Source organism: Lachnoanaerobaculum sp. (genome assembly GCF_057250505.1).
Genome location: NZ_DBHIEQ010000006.1, coordinates 86188 through 107094, shown reverse-complemented (window position 1 = coordinate 107094; position 20907 = coordinate 86188). Strand labels below are relative to the sequence as shown.

The following is a 20907-nucleotide window of genomic DNA, read 5'->3' as shown; positions in this document are numbered from 1 at the left end:
AAATATTTATGAAACGCAATAAAAGTATGATTTGGGCATTTACTATTCCCGGAACAATATTGTTTCTTGGAGTATTTATTTACCCGATAATAAGAACTGTAATTATGAGCTTTTTTAAGATAGTGGAAATTACGGATCCGATAAACAAATGGGAATTTAGAGGCTTGGGAAATTACGTAGATCTGTTCAATGCCCCATTGTTTATACAGTCGCTTATTAATATAGCAAAGATATGGACAATCGGAGGTATAGTTACACTTTCAATCTCTTTATTGATAGCTATCATTTTGACAAGCGGAATAAGAGGAAAGGGATTTTTTCAGGCGGCAATATATTTGCCGAATGTAATCAGTGCGGTAGCTATGGCTACAATGTGGATTCAATATGCTTTTAACTCATCCTATGGATTTTTTACAACATTTTTTAAAATGATAGGTTTGGAGAGTTTGGCAAAAATACAGTGGCTGGATGCGGAACATAAATTCTATGCACTTTTATTTTCTTACTGCTTCGGAATGATAGGACATCATATGCTTATATGGATCAGCGGAATCGAAAGAATAAGCAAGGAATATTATGAAGCATCAGGTATAGACGGTGCAAATAAGGTCCAACAGTTTTTTCATATAACACTGCCTCTTTTAAGAGGAATTTTAAGAACAAATATTATTATGTGGTCAATAAGTATTGCAGGATTCTTTATATGGTCACAGCTTTTCTCACCTTTAACTGCAGATACATCTACAGTAGTACCTATGGTATATATGTATACCAAAGTATTCGGAGCTGAAACCGCCGATATGATTTCTCGTGATGCAGGTGCGGGTGCGGCAATAGGTATAATTCTTTGCGCTTTGGTAATAATTATATTCAGAGTTGCCAATAGAGTTCTTAAAGATGATGATTTGGAATTTTAATTAACATTTTATGAAAGGTTAGATTATGAAAATACTGAAAAACAAAGAAAAATCCGCACCTTTTAACTTGTCAAAAGAGATTAAACTGTTACCCGGATATATAATACTGATACTTTGGGTTGCTTTTACTGCGGTGCTTTTAGGCTGGGTAGTGGCTGCAAGTTTGTCTACTACCGCAGATATATTTTCAGGGGATATTTTAGGATTTAAAACAGGACTTCATTTTGAGAATTATGTTAAAGCATGGGTATCATCAAATGTTTCCGTGTTTTTTGTAAACTCACTCATTTATGCGGTTTTATCCTGTGTATTTATTATTCTGGTATGTGCCCCATATGCTTATGTTTTACAAAGATTTGAATTCAAGGGAAGAAAATTTCTTACTTCCGCACTGGCAGGAACTATGGGTGTTCCTCTTATAATGGTAATAATACCTTTGTATACATTGGTGGCGGGAGCCGGATTACTTGGTAACGCTTTTTCAAACAGAATTGTACTTATAGTTTTGTTTGTTGCTATAAAAGTACCTTATACAACTACCTTCCTTATGGCATACTTTGCCAATATTTCAAGTGCCTATGAAGAGGCTGCGGCTATAGACGGATGTCATCCGATAAAGGCTTTTTGGATGATAGTATTTCCACTGGCTCAAGGCGGAGTTGTAACGGTAACAATTTTTAATTTCATAGCAATATGGAATGAATATTTCCTTTCACTTTTATTTGTAAATTCAGAGAAACTAAGACCTGTAGCGCTTGGATTATTCTCAATGATAAACGGAATGAAATACAGCGGTGACTGGTCAGGTTTATTTGCTTCAGTAATAATTGTGTTTATTCCGACATTTATACTTTATATCGGACTTTCAAAGAAGATTATCGGTGGAATAACCGGAGGTGTAAAGGGATAGGAAGGAAGCACAATATGAATTTATTGTTTGTTTTTGCAGATCAATGGAGAGCCGGGGCTATAGGATATGCAAAGGAAGATCCGGTTAAAACTCCTAATATGGATAAGTTTTGCAAAGAATCAACCTATTGCGACCATACTTTCAGCACCTTTCCGGTTTGCTCTCCTCATAGAGCCAGCCTTATGACCGGTAAATACCCACTCTCATCAGGATTTTTTACAAACTGTAAGAAGGGATTGTCTTTAAGATTAAAAGATGAAGAGATTTGTGTAGGTCAGGTGCTGAAAAAGTCCGGTTATGAAACCGCATATATAGGCAAGTGGCATTTAGATGAACCTGAGCAAAATCACAATGAGTTTCCAAAATCAGGTGCAAGAGATTGGGATGCATATACTCCGCCGGGAGTAAGAAGACATGGGTTTGACTATTGGTACTCATACGGTACTTATGATATGCATTTATCACCACATTATTGGCATGACAGTGATGAGATGATTAAGGTAAACAAATGGTCACCTGAGCATGAAACTGATAAGGCGATAGAATATCTGTCAAAAATAAGAGACAAATCAAAGCCTTTTGCCATGTATATATCTTGGAATCCTCCACATAGTGTATACAGTGAAGTTCCGGATGAATATTTAAAACTGTATGATGATGTGGAGTTAAAGGAGAATGTGAGTTTAGAGAATATTCATCATCACACCGGTGAAAATGCCGCAATGAGTGAGGAAGAGCTTAGACTTACCACAAAGCAGTATTATGCAGCCATAAGCGGTCTAGACAAGCAGTTTGGAAGGTTGATTGACTTCCTGAAAGAAAATAATTTATATGAAGATACTCTTGTGATTTTGTCAGCGGATCACGGAGATATGATGGGTTCACACGGACTGATGGGGAAGCATGTCTGGTATGAGGAGTCAATAAAAATTCCTTTTGTATTGCATGTCCCGGGAAATAATAATAAGAGATGCTCTACCTGTATAGGAAGTCAGGATATGATGCCTACTGTCTTGGGACTTTTGGGTTGTTCCATACCTGATACAGTTGAAGGAGAGGACTGTTCAAAATTTATTAAAGGAGCAGAGGATAGGAATAGAGTAAGCTTTATCATGGCATGTCCCGGCAGAGCGGATTTTGTAGAAAAATTTAAAAAAGCAGGTAAGGATCCTGCCGGATTTGGATGGAGAGGTGTTAGAACACAGGAGTATACCTATGTTATGGAACTGGGATATGATGTTATTTCTAATCCTAAAAGATATCTTTATGATATTAAAAATGATCCGCAGCAAAAAATAACTCTTGATTTAGAGAAGAAAGAAAATAAAAAGCTTGCAAAAAAGATTGAGGAAGAAGTCATTAAATGGATGGAGCATCAAAATGACGGTTTCCTTAAGAACTGGAACAGTGAACTATGAATAATATAGATTTGTTGTGGGATGATTTTAAAGAACATTTTGCATACAAGAAAGAAGAGTATATAAAAATTGCAGACTTTTGTAATAAAAACTGCAAGGAAATGAGGGATATTGTTCTTCAAACCGCAGATGAAGTTGTGGAAAATACATTTCTTTTCAGACTTCCATGGGATATGGAAGCCACAAATGAACCGGTAGTTTTTAAGGAGAAAATAAAGTGGAATTATTGCTTTAATGAAGATGAAGAGTTTATTTTTCAGTTAAACAGGCACAGATATTGGATATGTCTGGGGCAGGCATTTTGGATCAAACAAAATGATATATATGTAAAGACTTTTCTAAATCAGTTGCTTGACTGGATAAATGAAAATATAGATATTAAAAATTCCGACTCAAAAGTTTGGAGAACGCTTGAAACAGGGCTTCGTGCAGACTACTGGGTAAGGGCAATGTCATTTTTCACATCCCATCCTCTTATTACAGGTGAAATAAAGGAAAAGTTTTTCTATGCATTATCCATACATGCAAAGCATTTGGCAACAAATCATAAAAAGGGATTTTCCATAAAAAGCAACTGGGGAGTTATGGAGTATGCAGGTTTATATGTACTTTCTCATGTGCTAAAAAACGATGAATATAGAAAAAAAGCAATTTATTTTCTAAAAACGGCAATTCATACACAGATACATGATGACGGAATGCAATGGGAGGCATCCCCAATGTATCATAATGAAGTATTGGATGCATATTTTGAAGTTTTAAGAGTAGCTAAGCTTTATAATGATGAAGTTTTTTCAGAAGACGAAAAAGAGATTATAAAAAATATGGCTTATGCAACTTTATATCATACTTATCCAAATCACCATCAAATCTTGACCGGAGATTCGGATGACACGGATGTAAGAGATTTATTAAGTCGGGCGGCATTATTGTTTCAAGATGGAAAACTTAAATTCGCAGCTTATAAGGAACTTGATTTTGAAAGTTCATGGATTTTTGGAACTGACGGAATATTATTCTATGAAGAATTAAAAACCGAGAGAATGTTTGGAGGTCTTATTACATCCAAAGAAAGCGGCGAGGCAATATGGCGAAATTCCTATAATGATGATTCAAGCTTTATATATTTTAGAAACTCAAGTCTTGGGGGTGGTCACGGGCATCAGGACAAACTTCATATTGAAATCCGGTTTGAGGGTGAAGAAATACTTAGAGACAGCGGGCGTTTTACATATAAAGATATTGATGAAAGATATAGACTTAAAGGCAGTCAGATTCACAATGTTCCCATTATAAATAACAGTGAGTATGCACAGTGTAGGGATTCATGGATTTATAAAAGTTTACCGGCTTCCATGGGCAATACTTTTGTTATGAAAGAAAACATTCTGTTATTTGAAGGATTTCACTGTGGGTATATGAACATTGGAGTGTTGCTTAGAAGGCGTGTTGTAGCACCGACATCCGATATCATTATTATAAGTGATGAAATTATCGGGAATAAAGACAATGTTTTATCACAGCATTTTGCCTTTGGAAAAAATATAAGCTTAAAGACGGAAAGCAATGTGATAATCGGAAAAGGTGAAAGATGTGAGTTTAGTGTAAAGAGCTTTGATGAAAACGGTGAAATATTACCTGATATCATAAATTCTCCGCTTTCAAGACATTATAATCAGATAGAAGAAACGAGTGCTCTTAAAATAAATACAAGGAGTTCATATTTTTTAACTACTATAATTACCAAAAATATGGTAAATAAAAAAACAGAGATTATAAAAGAGGATGTATACAATTTTTCTTATGAAACTATACTTGCAAAGGATGCATCCCAAGGATATGTAATTACAAGAAATGAAGAGAAATACGGGGTTGTTCTCATTAGAAATGATGTGGGGAACCATAGTGACTTAAACGGTATAAGAGGAGTATACGGGCTTGGACAAACCATGGTCGCTGCATTTCATAAAAATCCCGAATATATGACTGTGCTTAAATGGTAGAATTTAAAAGGAGATTTATTAAGTGGATAAATGGATTGACATTAATTTATTGGAAAAATACCCGGAAGCCACGTACAGTATGATTAAAGAGGCTTTGGATATGGCTATGGAACAGGTGAAGAACAATCTACCTGAATTTGAGGAGCATTTTCCGGCGGCAAACAGTGAGGGGAATTTTTATACACCGGGTATCAATACCGATTGGACAAGCGGTTTTTGGACAGGAGAAGTATGGCTTTCCTATGAAAATGCAAAGAATGAGAAGGACAAAAAAATTTTTGAAACAGCCGGAAAAAAACAGGTGGACTCATTTTTGGAGCGTATAAATATAAGACATTATATAGACCATCATGATATGGGATTTCTTTATATACCGTCCTGTGTTGCCGCTTACAGCCTTATTTCCTATGAAAATGCAAAGGAGGCGGCAATAAAGGCTGCAGATCAGCTTTGCAGCAGGTATCGTCCTGAAGGAAAGTATATTCAAGCATGGGGCGAAATGTGGGCAAGAGATAATGCCAGACTTATCATAGATTGTATGTTAAATGTACCGCTACTCTACTGGGCAAGTGAAGTAACAAAGGATGAGCATTATGCGAAGATAGCTAAAAACCATATTCTTACTACAATGAAGCATATAATAAGAGATGATGATTCCACTTGGCATACAATATTTTTTGATCCTGATACCGGAGAATTTTCTCATGGTGCCACCTGCCAAGGGTATAAGGATGCCAGCGCATGGGCAAGAGGGCAGGCATGGGGTATTTATGGAACTGCCATTGCCTATAAAAACACGGGAGATAAGGAATATATAAAATACTTTGAAAGGGTATCAAAGTATTTCTTAAAACATCTGCCTACAGATCTTTGTCCGTATTGGGATCTAAGTTTTGGTGACGGTGATGAAGATGAACAGCCAAGAGACTCTTCATCAGCTGCAATCGCAGTATGCGGATTTTTGGAAATGAGTAAATATCTGGATGAAGAAAGCAAGGCATACTATATTTCAGTAGCAAAGAAAATTATGTATTCTCTTATAAAGAATTATCAGGTAAAGGATAAGAGCATATCAAACGGTCAGCTTTTACATGGAACATATGCAAAGAAAACACCTTATAATACCTGCAAAAACAGCGGGGTAGATGAGTGTGTAATTTGGGGAGATTATTTCTTTATGGAGGCTCTTACAAGACTTTCAAGACCTGATTGGAAAATGTATTGGTAGTAGCAGCAACTTTTGTACTTTAATAGGAGCAGATATGATTAAACTTAAAATAGTAGGTAGGGGAGAGATAGAAAGAGCCTGCGGCTTTGAGGGAGATAATAAAGCGGAGCTTGTGTATTGCAGTGAATACATGGATGGAGACAGAATAGTACTTGATACGGATAAAGCCGGGAGGTATTGTGTCGTACGTTTTGAGGACAGTATGAGAGAGGCGTTTATCTATATTCCGGGCAGAAGTGTTGAATTTTTTATTCCTCCTGCAAATAACAGACCGAATTATTCACCGAAGAGCTTTACAGGAATGATCCATTATATTGAGGCAAGATATGCTACCGATGAGGAGATAAGTAAAGCAAAAAACCTTGCGTTAAATGTTTATGACCAACACGAGAATAATACATTTTATCCTCATGCATCAGCTAATGTGGAAACCAGAGGTGAGGCGGTATTTGCGGCAAGAAATGCTATAGACGGAATGTATGCAAACTCCTCTCATGGAAAATATCCTTATCAGAGCTGGGGTATTAACAGAGATCCAAAAGCGGCTCTTACCTTAGATTTTGGAAGAGAAGTACTTGTAAATGAAATAAGACTTACACTGAGAGCGGATTATCCCCATGATAATTACTGGGTAAGTGCAGATATTAATTTTGATGACGGCAGCAGTGAAACTCTAAAACTTGAGAAATCCGAAAAGCCACAGTGTTTTTTGATAAAGGAAAGAAAAATAAAAAGCCTTGTGCTTGAAAATCTTATAAAGGCTGAGGGAGAATCTCCATTCCCGGCACTTACGCAAATTGAAGTCCGGGGAGTTGAAGCTTGATTGTAGAAATTTAAAACTTTTTAAATGTAAGAGTGGGTTGATTTTCAATCTGCTCTTTTTATATTTGATACAGTAAGAATTAATCATAATGCAACCTCCTTTATATCGTTGTTTTATCATAACTTTATCATAAAAACAACGTAGAGAGGTCTAAATCACTATGAATAGTTTCGGAGTAAAACGCTGTGAGGTCACGTGTGCTAAATAGTCGACATCAGACAGTGGAGGTAGTCTTATGGCTACAATGGATCTTCTTTTGTTCGGATATTGACTTTCGTTCTTATAAAAACCATAATTTAAGAACAAAAAGGCAGCAAGAGATAATATTATTTTTAAGTATGTAAAAAGAGATTATTACGATATTGGGAAAATAACTATAACTGGTCCTTTTGGCAGAGAAATATCAGTGTATGACAAAGAAAGAACTATACTTGATATTATCAAAGATAAGGACAGAATAGATGCACAAGTATTTAGCGAATCAATAAAATCTTACTTTGCAAGTAAGGAGAAAAATTTATTAAAACTGTCAAAATATGCTGTTAAGATGAATATGGAAAAATCTTTAAAACTATATACGGAGGTGCTGTTATGAAAATAAATGACGATACTGAATAATTTTAAAAAGATTGATAAATTTAAGAATGGTGTATACGAGAAAAAGGAGATGCGATCATGTATAGTGGCTCAGCTGTCAAGACAAAAATTTTATATTTTTATAATAAACTGATATGGTTGATAAGTAACAGAGTGTAAGGGGAGGATAGTGAAGCACTCCCCAAGCTCCATATATGCATTAAGCTACATACGGCAATAGCATTTCCGGATAGTAGCATTCAGCCGGCGTTTTGTAGTCAAGGGCAGAATGGCATCTTTCAAAGTTGTAAGTGTGGATGTAACGTCCAATCGCAGTTCTTGCTTCCTTGATGTTGTCATATTGCGTCAGATAAACCTCCGCGTACTTGAAACTGCGAAACCGGCGTTCGATCATGATGTTGTCAGCCCAGCGACTTTTTCCACCCATGCTCTGGCGGATATTATTTTCTTTTACAAACTCAACATACTGTTGGCTTGTAAATTGGCAACCTTGATCTGAGTTTAAAATCTGTGGTTTTGCTACAGCAAATGCTTTTTTTAGGGCATTGATAACCATTCCTGTATCAAGCGTATCATCAACTTCCCAACCAACGATACAGCGGATGTACAAGTCAATTACAGCAGTCAAATATAGAAATCCATGTTTGATTGGTATATATGTAATATCTATAGACCATGCTTGATTTGGAGAGTCTATAACTGTGTTACGAAGAAGATAAGGACATACCTTAGCCTGTTGCATACGCTTTTAGAGATTCATCTTCGGATAGATTGAGTAAATATCCATCTCATTCATATAACGACGTGCTTTACGGCGCCCTACATGATGTCCTTTTATGGCTGCCGTTTCCCGACATCCCCCTCTTTGTTTATTGATAATTCCAGTTTATAAGCAGATATATAAGTGATGAACCGAAAATATCAGTCATTGCATGCATCAAAAAGAATGGTAAAAGATTCTTTATTACTTTCTTGTACATAAAATAGTAGAAGAGTCCATATACAACACCTATTACTAATGACCAAAGAAGACCTTGATAAGTGTGGAATGATACTCTGACTAAAGTTGAAAAAGCCAGAGCGTACCATTTATGCTCATCCTTTACAGAGGTCAAAAGACCCAGAAAGAAAAATTCTTCATAAAATCCGTTTAAAAAAGCATATCCTATTGCAAACGGTGAAAGTTCCAGAAATTTATTTAATGCTTCTATAGGATTTATGTATTTAAACAATGAAGGATCAAAATAGTTGTATTCTCCACTCACTGTAGTAACAAGGTCACCAAAGAGTCCCATAATTGAAAAAAGAACAGGTACCCAAATAATCACAGACCAATGTAATCTTATTTTCAACTGTTTAAAATCAAAGTTTCTGATAAGTAAATATAGCAATGCAATAATTAAAAGAATCGACTGCAATGTAAAATTGCCGGTATAGGCCGCACCGTCCGAGGCAATATCCATAGATTCAGCTGAATCTTGTATGGCTTGTGGGTCAGACTGAAGTAAGCCGATAAAAAGTTGTGTTGAAGTTACTATAAAAATACCGAACATAATACCGGTAACAATAAGGATATCAAACCATCTTAAATATTTAAGCTTTTCTTTCGGTCTGATTTTTTCCAAAAAATTCATTTTTATATCTCTCTTTCTTCTATATGATATATTACTAAAGCAAGAATATTTGCTTGAACATTTGGTGCCAAAAATAATATATACTATATATGTGAAAAATCAATGTATAAAATAAATGAAACTTTGAAATTTTAGGATACAATATAAAAAAAGGAGGATGATAATACATGAAATTAAAAAGACTTAGAGATATCTTTCTTATGTTTATGGCATGTGCATTTCTTGGATGGATTTATGAAGTATCGGTAGGACTTTTGAAAACACATGTCGGATATGTAAATCGTGGTTTTTTATTAAGTCCATATTTGCCGATTTATGGTTTTGGAGGAATTATATTAATAGCACTTTTGACGTCGATAAGAAATAAGAAAATATATTTTGGAGGTAGACAATGAATAGAGTTCATTTTTTAAGTATGGTATTTATGGTTATATCTTGTATAGTCGGATTTGCAATTCCAATTATACTATTTATTTCAGAAAGAAGAAGTAGGAGGGAAATGATATTTATTTATTGCGGCACTTTTAATTCATTTTGTGGCGGATACTTTGATAGTTATATTAAACGGATTTCATGTACCTTTAATTTATGTAGAGCTTATATTTGGTGTGGTTTCAATAATAGTTGCGTTATTTTCACGAAAGATATATGTAGAAGAAAGTTAAGATGCGTTTTTTAAAATGTTATGATATAATTTTAGAGTTACAATAAATAATAGAGATCGAAAGGAGAATAACTATGAGGAATACAATGAATAATACAATAAGTGGAACTATAAACTACAGAGGCATAGTTGTTCGCTGTCTATTATTCTAAATTTTTTATTAGAGAATGAACGATAAAGCCTTTGAAACATAAGAAAACAGAGGTTTTTATTTTGATACAATTAAATGGAAAATACGCACAGGCGTATATTATGTGTGATGAAACTGTGGAAAAATCCATGGTAGAAGAAGTGGCAAAGTCTCAGGTGAGAATGATTTGTGATAATGAAGTATCACAGGGCGCAAAGATTAGGGTAATGCCTGATGTTCATACGGGAAAGGTAGGACCTATAGGCCTTACAATGACTGTGGGAAAAAAGATTTTACCTTCTTTAGTGGGAATAGATATCGGTTGCGGTATGCTTTCGGTAAAACTCGGTAAAATAAGAAATGATTTTATGAAGCTTGATACCGTAATCAGAGATAATGTTCCGGTCGGATTTGGGCTAAGAAAAGATATACATGCATATGCAGACAGAATTGATTTAAGTAATCTTAAATGTTTTTCACATATAAGATCTGAAAAAGCATTGCTTAGTCTTTGTACTTTAGGTGGTGGAAATCATTTTATTGAGCTGGATACAGCAAAGAACGGTGAAGTTTTTCTTATAGTGCATACAGGTAGCAGACATCTTGGAAAAGAAGTGGCTGAGTACTATATGAAAGCGGGACAGGATGAACTGAAAGACAACGGTATAAATGATATTCTTTTTGAAATGACCTACCTTAGCGGTAATTTGATGGAAGATTACTTACATGATTTAAAAATCGTGGAAGAGTATGCGATATTAAACAGAAAAATAATTGCTGCTGAGATTATAAAAAAGATGAAGTGGAAGGCAATAGAAGAAATTTCATGTTCTCACAATTATGTGGATTTTTCAGGAAATCAGCCTATATTAAGAAAGGGTGCCATTTCAGCGAAGCTGGATGAAAAGGTAATAATTCCTGTAAATATGAAGGAAGGTGTTTTACTTGGCAGGGGACTTGGAAACGAAGAATGGAATAATTCGGCACCGCATGGGAGCGGAAGAGTACTTTCAAGAGGAGAAGTAAATTCTTCGCATACAGTTTCCGAGTTCAAAAAAGAAATGAAGGGTATCTATACAAGCTGCATAAGTAAGGATACTTTGGACGAAGCACCTTTTGCATATAGAGGAATTGACTATATAAAAGAAGTCATAAAAGATACCGTAGAGGTGGAAAATGTTCTTACTCCTATATATAATTATAAGGGAGGGGACAGAAAATGATTCTACAAATAAGTGCCGGTATGGGTCCGGTGGAATGTCAAAGAGCTGTATTCGGTATATGTAAAGCTTTAATGAAGGAAATTCCGTCTTTAGAGATTTTAAGTTATGTGGACGGAGAGGAAAAAGAAACTTTTTATTCGGTGATGCTTTCATCCGATGAGGATTTGTCATATCTTGAAGGTACCATGCTTTGGATTTGTAAAGGTCGCTATAGGCCGGAGCATAAAAGAAAGAACTGGTTTGTGGATGTAAGTATTATTCCGGAAACAGTTAATGTAGATGATAATTTCTCTGAATCGGATATAATAGTAGAGAAATTTCATGCAAGCGGACCGGGTGGACAAAATGTAAACAAGGTGGAAACAGGAGTACGAGTTATACATATTCCGACAGGAATAAGGATAAGTTCAACAAGAGAACGAAGTCAGCTTATGAATAAAAAGGATGCTCTTAGAAAACTTGCAATTGTTTTGAAAAATAAGAATACTTCACAAATTGAACAAAGTAAGAACAATGCATGGAGCAAGCATACCGAGATAGTAAGAGGCAATCCGATAAGAGTATATGAGGGTGAAAGATTTAGGTTAAAAAATAAATTTTAGGTGACATTATGAATGAAGAAGAAAAATACAATGTAGCAGAAGATATAAGTATAAGTAAAGAGACTGTATATCTTGAAAATAAAAGTATTAAGAATATTATCCATGGCTTATATTGGTCCTATGTCAAGATTTAGTACAAATTAAAATGAGAGGTTCTACCGGCTAAGATGCCGAAAGAACAAGTGCCTTATTATAAGATTTACATATGCCCATCCTGATAAGTTGCGCTGATATAATTTTGGGATAAGAGAATATCAATATCTACATAAACAAAATAACAATACTGCTGAAATTTTATTTTTCAACATTGAATTGACAAATGAAGAAATGGTGAATATGACTGTACTTGAAAAAAACAAGAGATTTACTGAATACTGAAAAATACATATATAAATTCATTAAGGAGTAAAATGTGTAATTCGGAGGTTTAGGTGACGGAAGCATCGTATTTATAGACTTGGAAAGCGGTAAGGTGCGTGGATATAATAATGGCTATGATGACATTGGGAAAATTGCAGAGAGCTTTTCTAAGCTTATTTTAGATTTGGTAGAACAGTTGAAAAGTTTTTCTTGATACAATATGGGATAATACATTTATTGTTCAACACTCATGATAACTATTGTTCCATAACCGTTTTTAGTAAGGGAAATTTTATCATAAAGCAATATAGGGAGGTTGAAATCGCTACGAATGGTTTTGGTGTGAAACATTGTGAGGTCACGTGTGCAAAAAAGACATAATCAAACAGTTATACCTATTACGTATTCGAGTGGGTACAATGAAAGTAATTATTATGCGACATTCATAAGTTCAGTGATTATTACAGTAAAGGAGTGGAAAATATGACGCAGGATGGTGTTGGAGCTACTATACTTGCATCATCAGTTCAGTTGACCGACTTCTGTGAAATACTTAATATTGCCAATGCAGGTGACCATGTTATATACTTTCTTCAGCTATCTATGGAGGAATATATAATATTATAACAAACACAATGAAAATAAGGAAAACTGATATAAAACGTATAGGCGCAAAGAAAACGGATATTGGAAGGTGATTTGATGTTAAAAAAATATTGGCCTACTGTAATGATGCCGGTGATATTCGAAACAGTAGCAGTTGTGCTGTGGCTGACGAAGGATAATATGTTCTACCTTTTCAACTTCAGCTATATTGGAATCTCTATATCATTTGGAGTATTTTTGTTTATTAGAAAGTATAAGCACGCCCGTCATATAGTCCAGCTACCGGTAGGTTTGTATATGCTCTTTTATCCGGGACTGATTCGCAATGAAAATATGCAGATAGAAGGGTTCTGGTATTATCTTTTCACAGGCGTTTTTGAAGCGGCAACGATACATTATGCGGTGGCAAAAATATTCGGTCCGTTGTTGTTCGGAAGAGGATGGTGCGGATATGCCTGTTGGACGGCGATGGTGCTTGACTTTCTTCCCTACAAGGTGCCTAAACAGCCGAGAAGGAAAATAGGATGGATTCGCTACATCACTTTTGTATCGTCTCTGATGTTTGTTGCAGCAATGTTTCTGGCGAAGGTCGGAAACCTTGAACGAATTATGTTTTGGGCGCTTATTGTTGGAAATTTGGTTTATTATGGGATAGGCATAGCTTTAGCGTTTTCTTTTAAGGATAATAGGGCATTTTATAAATATATCTGCCCGATTACAATATTCCTGAAACCGATGAGCTATTTTTCGCTGTTACGGATAAGGTGTGATAAGGACAGGTGTATTGACTGCGGTAAATACAAGAGAATCTGTCCGATGAATGTTGATGTTACCGATAATTCCCGGAAGAGAGCAAACGGCACAGAATGTATTCTGTGTATGGAATGTGTCAAGAATTGCCCGAAGTATGCACTTTAAAAGAATACCGGAAAGTTTATAACTTTTATATCCACGGTCAGACAAGTACTTAATAAAAATTCGGTAGTAGATATACTCAGCTTTAATACAAAAGTAATGTATAGCAGTACAGGTATTAAAGTCGGATTTTATAAAGTATGGAATTATAAAAAAATCTAAAACAGCATCTCGTAACGAGGTGTTTTTTGCATTTTAAATAGATATTATAAGGGTTTTGGAATATAATGGGCTATAGCAAGTAAAAAACAGGTTATGTGAATACATATGATGAGAGGAAGAGGTGAAGCTTTGGAATATATTGATTTTGTGGTTGAAACGCTCGGCAGCTTTGACGATGATACATTTGAAATGCTGAAAAAAGCTTTAGTAGGGGAATATTTGTCATTTTCCGTTATTAAAGAAGACAAGGTTTCAAAAGAAGTACTTTCAGAAAAGATTTGTGATTACTTTGAGAAGGTGACAATAAAAACAGGGAAGAGTTTTGACAAGCTTACCAATGCGTATATAAAAGGTATAGACTATGTTGTCGGTAATAAGATTGCAAAAGCTACTAAACCTAAAAAGAACAGTCAGGTAAAAGAAGATATGCCGCGTGCCACAAAGTATTATGAGAAAGCCTTGACAATAAAGAACTCAAGAAATCTTTCAACAAGAAATTTGATTGATTACTCCAGAATTATCTTTTGCCTGTATATGGAGATAATAAAAAATAATTATTCGGTAATATCAAATTTTGATTTTTCGGCTAACGTGTTAAAGCCGGATGCTGTTATCAACGGTATGAAAATGAAAGAAGATTTTCTGATAGTAAAGAAAAAATACTTTAATATAAAAGAACTTTATAGCATTGATACATGTACATTTGTCATTGCTATTATTCTTCTTTATACAATAATAAATGAAAGAATATAGGGAGTATCAATGGGTGAAGTAATAAATATAAATACAATAGAACAGCTGAAGCAATTGTTGAATAAAGACGGATTTATGGAAGTTGCCATAAGAAATAAAAATAAAACGTTTGCAAAGATTCAGAAGGTTTGTGTGGACGGTTTGATGCAGAATGAACTGCAAAATAATGAAATCCTTGAAAATATAGTTAATGTAATCAATAAAAGTAATGCCATCAATGAAAAGAATTTAAAACTTATGGCAAATGTTGCAAATTTGCAAAAAATAGGTTTACTTTTGAACGGATTAAATTTATGTGCTACATGTGCAGGTTTTGCAATCATATATGCAAAGCTTGAAAAGATGAGTGCTGAAATCGGGCAGCAGATTGATAAAGTCAAGAATCTGATAAAAAAGGGGCAAGATGTACAGATAGACTATGAATTTAATAAAGTTTTGGCGGATCATACAGATATGCTTGATTGCAGACGAAAGCAACAGCCTTATTCGGAAGAAAGAATGCGTGATTTGGTAGATAGGGAATATAATGTACTTTCATTGTTGATTAACGTATTCCAAAAAGATATTTCAGCAAACAATGAAGCAACTGTTTTCTCCGTTTTTGCATTACTTTCGATGTTCACGGTTTCATTAAAGTATTTTGATGAAATATATTATATAAATAACCACGAAGTTCTTGGAGAAAATGAGTTGTGGCATACATCACATGATAAGTGGTTGAGTATTTATGAGACATTGTCATCACAGCAGTTTATCGAAAAACTGCAGGATTATGCGGCCTTTGAGACAAATATGAATACATTGGAAATTGATGCTTATTGTAAAAACTTGACGGATTATGTCATTGATCGGAAGGAAGTTATTGAAGACAATCAAACATTGATAGCAGCATTAGGTGATGTATCATTATTGGAGAAATTTGATGAAATGATAAATAAAGAAGTGAAAGATATGATTTCAGAGGCTTATGTGGAAACATATGGTACAAGTTCCACAGAAGAATTAAATAAAGTGCTTGATGTGGAATTTGAAAAGATTTGTGTCTGACTTAACAATAAAAACATTTTGATTAAATGATATATTTGATATTATTGTGATAATAAAGTATACTCATTTTTGTATGGAGTAAGGAGAAGCATATCGGCAGAATAAACTGCTGCAAATATGTATATATAAAGGAGAATTATCATGTCAAGTTATAATATTGATACCATCTGTGTACAGGGCGGTTATGAGCCTAAGAACGGAGAGCCGAGAGTGGTTCCGATAGTACAGTCCACAACATTTAAGTACGAGTCTTCAAAGCAGATGGGAGATCTGTTTGATTTGAAGGAGTCGGGTTATTTTTATACAAGACTTGCCAATCCTACCAATGATGCAATAGCAAGAAAAATATGTGAGCTTGAAGGCGGTGTGGCGGCCATACTTACATCATCAGGTCAGGCAGCCAATTTCTTTGCGATATTCAATATAGCAAATGCAGGTGATCACGTTATAGCGTCTTCCGCAATATACGGAGGAACATATAACATGATAGCCAATACAATGAAGAGTATGGGTATTGAGTCTACCTTTGTTGATCCGGATATTTCAGCCGAAGAGCTTGCAACCAAGTTTAAGCCGAATACAAAGCTTGTTTTCGGTGAGACCATAGCAAACCCGTCATTGAAAGTACTTGATATAGAAAAGTTTGCAAAAGTTGCACATGAGCACGGTGTTCCGCTTATAGTTGACAATACCTTCCCTACACCGGTATTTTGCAGACCTTTTGAGTGGGGGGTGGATATAGTGGTACATTCCACCACAAAATATATGGACGGATCTGCAAATGCTGTAGGCGGTGCGGTAGTGGACTCCGGCAATTTTGATTGGGAGAAATACGGTGATAAGTTCAAAAGCCTTACAACTCCTGATGAGACATATCACGGAGTTGTGTATACAAAGACTTTCGGGAAAGCTGCTTATATCACAAAGATGACAACCAATCTGATGCGTGACCTTGGAGCAATACCTTCACCTCAGAATTCATTCTACCTTGGAATAGGACTTGAATCATTACACCTTAGAATGCCGAAGCACTATGAAAATGCACTTGCTATTGCAAAGCATCTGAAAAATCACCCTAAGATATCATGGGTATCATTCTCAGGACTTGAAAATGACAGTCAGCATGAGTTGGCTAAAAAATATCTTCCAAACGGATCATGTGGTGTCATATCATTCGGAATAGCAGGCGGCAGAGAAGCGGCAGTTAAGTTTATGGACTCTTTGGAGCTTATTGCAATCGTTACTCATGTGGCTGATGCAAGAACCTGTGTACTTCATCCTGCATCTACAACACATAGACAGATGAATGATGATGAACTTAAAGCGGCAGGAGTATCACCTGACCTTATAAGAATGTCTGTGGGTATAGAGGACGCCGGGGATTTGATAGCGGATATAGATCAGGCTTTGGAAGGTTAATAAAAGTTTGGTACCATAAAATTTAAAGACCGGTCGAAAGATTGGTCTTTTGTTTATATTAAGGAAAGGAATAACATGACTACAAAAGAAAAATTAAAAAAATATCATGACTGGATTTTTAAATGTTCAGCATACCAAATGGCGTTAAATATTATAGGAATTGATAAACAGACGGTGGCACCAAGTGCGGGAGCTGCATATAGAGATGAAAGATCCGCGTATTTGGCAGGAGAGCTTTTCAGCCTTGAGACGGATCCCGAGACGGTAAAGCTTTTAAAGGAGCTAAAGGACGACCCTGAAGTAGGTGCGGAGGATAAGCGTGCAATAGAGCTTTATTATAAAAGAGCGATGGACACACTTTGTATACCGAAAGATGAGTATGTGGCATTTAAGAAACTTTGTGACGAGTCATTTGATGCATGGATACTTGCAAAATCAAAGGCCGACTATTCGATATTTGAGCCTTACCTAAAGAAAGTGATAGAAAGTCAAAAGAAACTCTACGGCTACAGAGACAGTGATAAGAGTATTTATAATCAGATGCTTGACGACTATGAGCCGGGAATGAATGTGGAAAAATATGATGAGTTCTTTGAAGCACTCAAAGAAAGACTTGTTCCGCTTATAAAGAAGGTGAAAGCTGCACAGCAGATAAAAGAAGATTTCCTACATCAGAGCTTTCCGGTTGAAGAGCAAAAGAAGTTTATGGATGAGCTGCTTAAGTACCTGCATTTTGATCCTTCATGGGGATATCAAAACGAGTCCGAGCATCCTTTCACATCATGGACCTGTGAGAACGACTGCCGTACAACCACAAAGTATATAGAGAACAATGTGGCGTCTGCAATACTTTCGACGGTGCATGAGGTGGGACATGCCTACTATGAGCACAATATAAATCCTAAATATGATGGAATGATTTTATCTGAAGGTGTATCCTCAGGAATGCATGAGTCACAGTCAAGACTGTGTGAGAACTATCTCGGAAAGACAGCAGCTTTTTGGAAGTATCACTATCCGAAATTGCAGAAAGTTTTCCCAATGCAGCTTGAAAAAGTAAGCCTTGAGGATTTTTACAAGGCAATCAATGCTTCAAAGCCTTCATTTGTACGTACGGAGGCTGATGAGCTTACATATCCGCTTCATGTACTTATCAGATATGAGATAGAAAAGGGATTGTTTGACGGCAGTATTTCCACAGAAGGACTTGATAAGACATGGAATGCAAAGTATAAAGAGTACCTTGGAATAGATGTGCCTAATGATAAGCTCGGTATCTTACAGGATGTACACTGGTCTGACGGAAGTTTCGGATACTTCCCGACATATGCACTTGGAACAGCATTTGCGGCACAGTATGTTCACGCTATGAAAAAGGATATAGATGTGGACAGTCTGCTTGAAAATAATAAATTTGATGAAGTAATGAAGTGGTTAAAGGAAAATATCCATACCTACGGTTTCCGCTATGAGGCACCTGAGCTTATGAAGATGGTGACAGGTGAAGAATTTAATGTAAATTGCTTCCTTGATTACATTGAAGACAAATATACAAAATTATATCAGCTATAATTTTTAGTGGGTGTGAGAATATGAAAAGATTTTTAAGTATCTTAGTTATTGGAATCGTATACGCAAGCATACTCTTAGTATGTGAGATAGGACTTGGGTTAAACGGCAGGCAAGTTTTTGTGATCTATATAGTATCGTCTGTAATCTTTTTTGTAGGAGCTATACTGTTTAATCTAATATACAATGTAGTATATATAAAGAAAATACAGAAGCTTTTAGTGCTGTTTGATGAAGGTAAGTTTGATGAGTGCATTGATAAATTGAATGTTATAGAAAAGACTACAAAATCAAAATATATCAAAAATATGGCAAAACTGAACATAGCTTTTGCATTTATGAAAAAGAAGGATTACGGTGAGGCAAAATATATTTTTGAGAGTTTTGGAAGTTCACTTGAAAAAATGCCTGAAGTGGAGATGGTAAGAAGGTTGAATTTGTGTTTTTGCTGTTTTTATCTCAAAAAATATGAGAGAGCACAAGAATTGTATACAGACAGTAAGCCCTTTTTTGACAAGTACAGAGAAACTGATGATTACTATGAGTATTTTATATTGCTTGATATGTTCATGTATGTAATTTTTAATAAAGACAGCACAGAGGCAAGGAAACGTTTACATGAAGCAAGGCTTTTGTGTAAAGATGAGGAGTTTGAAGAGGATTTTGAGTATCTGGAGTCGATTATAAACGGGTATAAGTCCGTTTGATCGTACAGCTAATATATTATAATAAGGGAGAAAGCTATGGAGAAAAAGCCTTACAGCGCAGGTGCGGTGAAGATGTCTTTTTGGTTTATGGAGTTTCGCAATGTGGTGGAGCTTCTTGCCGCCGGTAAAACATTGGAAGAAATTAAAGAGCTGAATAAAAATGAAAATATATTCGGTGCGCCGACTGCCGCCCGTGCCAACCAGATTTTTGTTACAGTGTCGGGAAGAATTAAGACGCTTGATAAAAGTTTTGTGGAAGTGTTTCAAAGAAGCGATGTTGCAATGCAAAAGATATTCGTGCTGGTTTCATCACTTGCCTATGACAGCCTTTTTTTTGAGTTTGTATATGAAGTGATTCGTGAAAAACTTATTTTGGGGGCGGATACTTTAACAGACAGCGATATAAGGATTTTCTTTAAGGATAAGAGTCTTCAGGATGAAAGGGTTGCCAAGTGGACAGCCGCCACACTAAAGCGACTGGGAGCATACTATAAGACAATGCTTTGCGAGGCGGGACTTTTAGATAAGGGCAAGGCGGACAGAAAGATTATAAGGCCTGTTTTAAGTCCTACAGTTGAGGAGTGGTTAAATACACATGATATGGAAGTATGTGTAAAAGCATTGAATGGAGTAAGATAATGACAGATTTGACAGAGCGACTTGATATGATGGAAGCCGCCATAAAAAAGCCGGGATTTCGTAAAAGTGCCGGAAGGGCAAATGAGGTAAACTATTGGCTGTTTGACTATCCGCCTGAAAACGAGCTTGAAGTCAGAGAGAGAATAGCTCATTTGAAAGCGAAAAATGAAAGCGGAGCGGATGATTTTATTCTGGCGGTATTTGACCTGTATGATATAATCATCGACTTTCTTGAAAATAAAAATTTTATAGAAAAATGCTTTGATTTTGAAAAGAAAAAGGGTTTGGAGAGAATCACAAAGGCTGTAAGCAATTCTATGAAGTTCAATGATGATGACAGTGTCATTGTACAGTATATAAAAGATAATACTCCCGATAATGCCGTAGTGTTTTTGTGCGGTATAGGGAAATGTTATCCTATACTTCGTTCACATAAGGTACTCAACAACTTGCATCAGGCGTTTGTGAAGGCGCCTGTGATGATGTTTTTTCCGGGCACATACAATGAACAGGAACTTATACTGTTCGATGAGATAAAAGACGATAATTATTATAGAGCATTCAAGCTTGTGAAATAGGAG

At 35.7% G+C, this 20907-nt stretch carries 21 protein-coding genes and 1 pseudogene; 20 read left to right on the top strand and 2 right to left on the bottom strand.

The window, feature by feature from the left end:
• The first annotated feature begins 8 nt into the window (after nucleotides 1-8).
• From ACO6FI_RS04350 to ACO6FI_RS04320, 7 genes and pseudogenes are all read left to right on the top strand, one after another.
• Nucleotides 9-917, top strand: a complete 909-nt coding sequence (locus tag ACO6FI_RS04350) for a carbohydrate ABC transporter permease (RefSeq protein WP_128674583.1) — start codon at nucleotides 9-11, stop codon at nucleotides 915-917.
• A 25-nt stretch (nucleotides 918-942) separates the two neighbouring features.
• Complete coding sequence (locus ACO6FI_RS04345; RefSeq protein ID WP_128674584.1) at nucleotides 943-1827, top strand: carbohydrate ABC transporter permease; 885 nt, start codon at nucleotides 943-945, stop codon at nucleotides 1825-1827.
• A 14-nt stretch (nucleotides 1828-1841) separates the two neighbouring features.
• Nucleotides 1842-3245 carry a sulfatase family protein gene (locus ACO6FI_RS04340; protein WP_485456270.1) on the top strand — a complete coding sequence of 468 codons (1404 nt, stop codon included), beginning with the start codon at nucleotides 1842-1844 and terminating at the stop codon, nucleotides 3243-3245.
• Nucleotides 3242-5248 carry a heparinase II/III family protein gene (locus ACO6FI_RS04335; RefSeq protein ID WP_485456269.1) on the top strand — a complete coding sequence of 669 codons (2007 nt, stop codon included), beginning with the start codon at nucleotides 3242-3244 and terminating at the stop codon, nucleotides 5246-5248. Before ACO6FI_RS04340 ends, ACO6FI_RS04335 begins: the two co-directional genes overlap by 4 nt.
• 22 nt (nucleotides 5249-5270) lie before the next feature.
• Nucleotides 5271-6476 carry a glycoside hydrolase family 88 protein gene (locus tag ACO6FI_RS04330; protein WP_485456268.1) on the top strand — a complete coding sequence of 402 codons (1206 nt, stop codon included), beginning with the start codon at nucleotides 5271-5273 and terminating at the stop codon, nucleotides 6474-6476.
• A 34-nt stretch (nucleotides 6477-6510) separates the two neighbouring features.
• Nucleotides 6511-7299, top strand: a complete 789-nt coding sequence (locus ACO6FI_RS04325) for a carbohydrate-binding protein (protein WP_485456267.1) — start codon at nucleotides 6511-6513, stop codon at nucleotides 7297-7299.
• Between the two features lie 307 nt (nucleotides 7300-7606).
• Nucleotides 7607-7894 (top strand): annotated as a pseudogene (locus ACO6FI_RS04320) (type IV toxin-antitoxin system AbiEi family antitoxin domain-containing protein); the annotation flags it as partial.
• A 201-nt stretch (nucleotides 7895-8095) separates the two neighbouring features.
• On the opposite strand, the gene ACO6FI_RS04315 reads toward ACO6FI_RS04320, so the two are convergent.
• Both ACO6FI_RS04315 and ACO6FI_RS04310 read right to left on the bottom strand, forming a co-directional pair.
• Nucleotides 8096-8638 carry an IS3 family transposase gene (locus tag ACO6FI_RS04315; protein WP_485456266.1) on the bottom strand — a complete coding sequence of 181 codons (543 nt, stop codon included), beginning with the start codon at nucleotides 8636-8638 and terminating at the stop codon, nucleotides 8096-8098.
• 127 nt (nucleotides 8639-8765) lie between these two features.
• The gene (locus ACO6FI_RS04310; RefSeq protein ID WP_485456265.1) at nucleotides 8766-9530 is read right to left on the bottom strand and encodes a CPBP family intramembrane glutamic endopeptidase; all 765 of its coding nucleotides are present in this window, start codon (nucleotides 9528-9530) and stop codon (nucleotides 8766-8768) included.
• 167 nt (nucleotides 9531-9697) lie between these two features.
• Between ACO6FI_RS04310 and ACO6FI_RS04305 the strand changes: the two genes are divergently transcribed.
• The 13 genes from ACO6FI_RS04305 to ACO6FI_RS04245 all read left to right on the top strand — a co-directional run bounded on the left by ACO6FI_RS04305 (nucleotide 9698) and on the right by ACO6FI_RS04245 (nucleotide 20904).
• Nucleotides 9698-9925 carry a putative ABC transporter permease gene (locus tag ACO6FI_RS04305; RefSeq protein WP_485456264.1) on the top strand — a complete coding sequence of 76 codons (228 nt, stop codon included), beginning with the start codon at nucleotides 9698-9700 and terminating at the stop codon, nucleotides 9923-9925.
• 482 nt (nucleotides 9926-10407) lie between these two features.
• Nucleotides 10408-11547, top strand: coding sequence for an RtcB family protein (locus ACO6FI_RS04300; protein WP_485456263.1), 1140 nt, complete (start codon nucleotides 10408-10410; stop codon nucleotides 11545-11547).
• Nucleotides 11544-12149, top strand: coding sequence for a peptide chain release factor H (prfH, locus tag ACO6FI_RS04295; RefSeq protein ID WP_485456262.1), 606 nt, complete (start codon nucleotides 11544-11546; stop codon nucleotides 12147-12149). Before ACO6FI_RS04300 ends, prfH begins: the two co-directional genes overlap by 4 nt.
• Nucleotides 12150-12157: 8 nt before the next feature.
• Complete coding sequence (locus tag ACO6FI_RS04290; protein WP_485456261.1) at nucleotides 12158-12283, top strand: hypothetical protein; 126 nt, start codon at nucleotides 12158-12160, stop codon at nucleotides 12281-12283.
• Nucleotides 12284-12992: 709 nt separating this feature from the next.
• Nucleotides 12993-13136, top strand: a complete 144-nt coding sequence (locus ACO6FI_RS04285; protein WP_485456260.1) for a hypothetical protein — start codon at nucleotides 12993-12995, stop codon at nucleotides 13134-13136.
• A gap of 75 nt (nucleotides 13137-13211) precedes the next feature.
• Nucleotides 13212-14033 carry a 4Fe-4S binding protein gene (locus ACO6FI_RS04280; protein WP_485456259.1) on the top strand — a complete coding sequence of 274 codons (822 nt, stop codon included), beginning with the start codon at nucleotides 13212-13214 and terminating at the stop codon, nucleotides 14031-14033.
• A 264-nt stretch (nucleotides 14034-14297) separates the two neighbouring features.
• Nucleotides 14298-14945: a hypothetical protein gene (locus tag ACO6FI_RS04275; RefSeq protein ID WP_485456258.1), complete on the top strand. Its 648-nt coding sequence runs from the start codon at nucleotides 14298-14300 to the stop codon at nucleotides 14943-14945.
• A gap of 9 nt (nucleotides 14946-14954) precedes the next feature.
• Nucleotides 14955-15992, top strand: coding sequence for a hypothetical protein (locus tag ACO6FI_RS04270; protein WP_485456257.1), 1038 nt, complete (start codon nucleotides 14955-14957; stop codon nucleotides 15990-15992).
• A 141-nt stretch (nucleotides 15993-16133) separates the two neighbouring features.
• Nucleotides 16134-17411 (top strand): O-acetylhomoserine aminocarboxypropyltransferase/cysteine synthase family protein, encoded by a 1278-nt coding sequence (locus ACO6FI_RS04265; RefSeq protein WP_485456256.1) that lies wholly within the window; start codon nucleotides 16134-16136, stop codon nucleotides 17409-17411.
• 75 nt (nucleotides 17412-17486) lie between these two features.
• Nucleotides 17487-18983 carry a carboxypeptidase M32 gene (locus ACO6FI_RS04260; protein ID WP_485456255.1) on the top strand — a complete coding sequence of 499 codons (1497 nt, stop codon included), beginning with the start codon at nucleotides 17487-17489 and terminating at the stop codon, nucleotides 18981-18983.
• A 20-nt stretch (nucleotides 18984-19003) separates the two neighbouring features.
• Entirely contained in the window at nucleotides 19004-19687 is a 684-nt protein-coding gene (locus tag ACO6FI_RS04255; protein ID WP_485456254.1) for a tetratricopeptide repeat protein, read from the top strand.
• Between the two features lie 36 nt (nucleotides 19688-19723).
• A complete protein-coding gene (locus ACO6FI_RS04250; RefSeq protein WP_485456253.1) occupies nucleotides 19724-20326 on the top strand; it encodes a DUF1819 family protein in 603 nt (200 codons plus the stop codon).
• Entirely contained in the window at nucleotides 20326-20904 is a 579-nt protein-coding gene (locus tag ACO6FI_RS04245) for a DUF1788 domain-containing protein (protein ID WP_485456252.1), read from the top strand. Before ACO6FI_RS04250 ends, ACO6FI_RS04245 begins: the two co-directional genes overlap by 1 nt.
• The last annotated feature ends 3 nt before the right edge of the window (nucleotides 20905-20907 follow it).

What these genes read in the sequence shown, in the direction of transcription:
- ACO6FI_RS04350 (WP_128674583.1), top strand. Translation starts at nt 9, where the DNA reads ATGAAACGCAATAAAAGTATGATTTGGGCATTTACTATTCCCGGAACA.
- ACO6FI_RS04345 (WP_128674584.1), top strand. Translation starts at nt 943, where the DNA reads ATGAAAATACTGAAAAACAAAGAAAAATCCGCACCTTTTAACTTGTCA.
- ACO6FI_RS04340 (WP_485456270.1), top strand. Translation starts at nt 1,842, where the DNA reads ATGAATTTATTGTTTGTTTTTGCAGATCAATGGAGAGCCGGGGCTATA.
- ACO6FI_RS04335 (WP_485456269.1), top strand. Translation starts at nt 3,242, where the DNA reads ATGAATAATATAGATTTGTTGTGGGATGATTTTAAAGAACATTTTGCA.
- ACO6FI_RS04325 (WP_485456267.1), top strand. Translation starts at nt 6,511, where the DNA reads ATGATTAAACTTAAAATAGTAGGTAGGGGAGAGATAGAAAGAGCCTGC.
- ACO6FI_RS04315 (WP_485456266.1), bottom strand. Translation starts at nt 8,638, where the DNA reads ATGCAACAGGCTAAGGTATGTCCTTATCTTCTTCGTAACACAGTTATA.
- ACO6FI_RS04310 (WP_485456265.1), bottom strand. Translation starts at nt 9,530, where the DNA reads ATGAATTTTTTGGAAAAAATCAGACCGAAAGAAAAGCTTAAATATTTA.
- ACO6FI_RS04305 (WP_485456264.1), top strand. Translation starts at nt 9,698, where the DNA reads ATGAAATTAAAAAGACTTAGAGATATCTTTCTTATGTTTATGGCATGT.
- prfH (WP_485456262.1), top strand. Translation starts at nt 11,544, where the DNA reads ATGATTCTACAAATAAGTGCCGGTATGGGTCCGGTGGAATGTCAAAGA.
- ACO6FI_RS04290 (WP_485456261.1), top strand. Translation starts at nt 12,158, where the DNA reads ATGAATGAAGAAGAAAAATACAATGTAGCAGAAGATATAAGTATAAGT.
- ACO6FI_RS04285 (WP_485456260.1), top strand. Translation starts at nt 12,993, where the DNA reads ATGACGCAGGATGGTGTTGGAGCTACTATACTTGCATCATCAGTTCAG.
- ACO6FI_RS04280 (WP_485456259.1), top strand. Translation starts at nt 13,212, where the DNA reads ATGTTAAAAAAATATTGGCCTACTGTAATGATGCCGGTGATATTCGAA.
- ACO6FI_RS04275 (WP_485456258.1), top strand. Translation starts at nt 14,298, where the DNA reads ATGATGAGAGGAAGAGGTGAAGCTTTGGAATATATTGATTTTGTGGTT.
- ACO6FI_RS04270 (WP_485456257.1), top strand. Translation starts at nt 14,955, where the DNA reads ATGGGTGAAGTAATAAATATAAATACAATAGAACAGCTGAAGCAATTG.
- ACO6FI_RS04265 (WP_485456256.1), top strand. Translation starts at nt 16,134, where the DNA reads ATGTCAAGTTATAATATTGATACCATCTGTGTACAGGGCGGTTATGAG.
- ACO6FI_RS04260 (WP_485456255.1), top strand. Translation starts at nt 17,487, where the DNA reads ATGACTACAAAAGAAAAATTAAAAAAATATCATGACTGGATTTTTAAA.
- ACO6FI_RS04255 (WP_485456254.1), top strand. Translation starts at nt 19,004, where the DNA reads ATGAAAAGATTTTTAAGTATCTTAGTTATTGGAATCGTATACGCAAGC.
- ACO6FI_RS04250 (WP_485456253.1), top strand. Translation starts at nt 19,724, where the DNA reads ATGGAGAAAAAGCCTTACAGCGCAGGTGCGGTGAAGATGTCTTTTTGG.
- ACO6FI_RS04245 (WP_485456252.1), top strand. Translation starts at nt 20,326, where the DNA reads ATGACAGATTTGACAGAGCGACTTGATATGATGGAAGCCGCCATAAAA.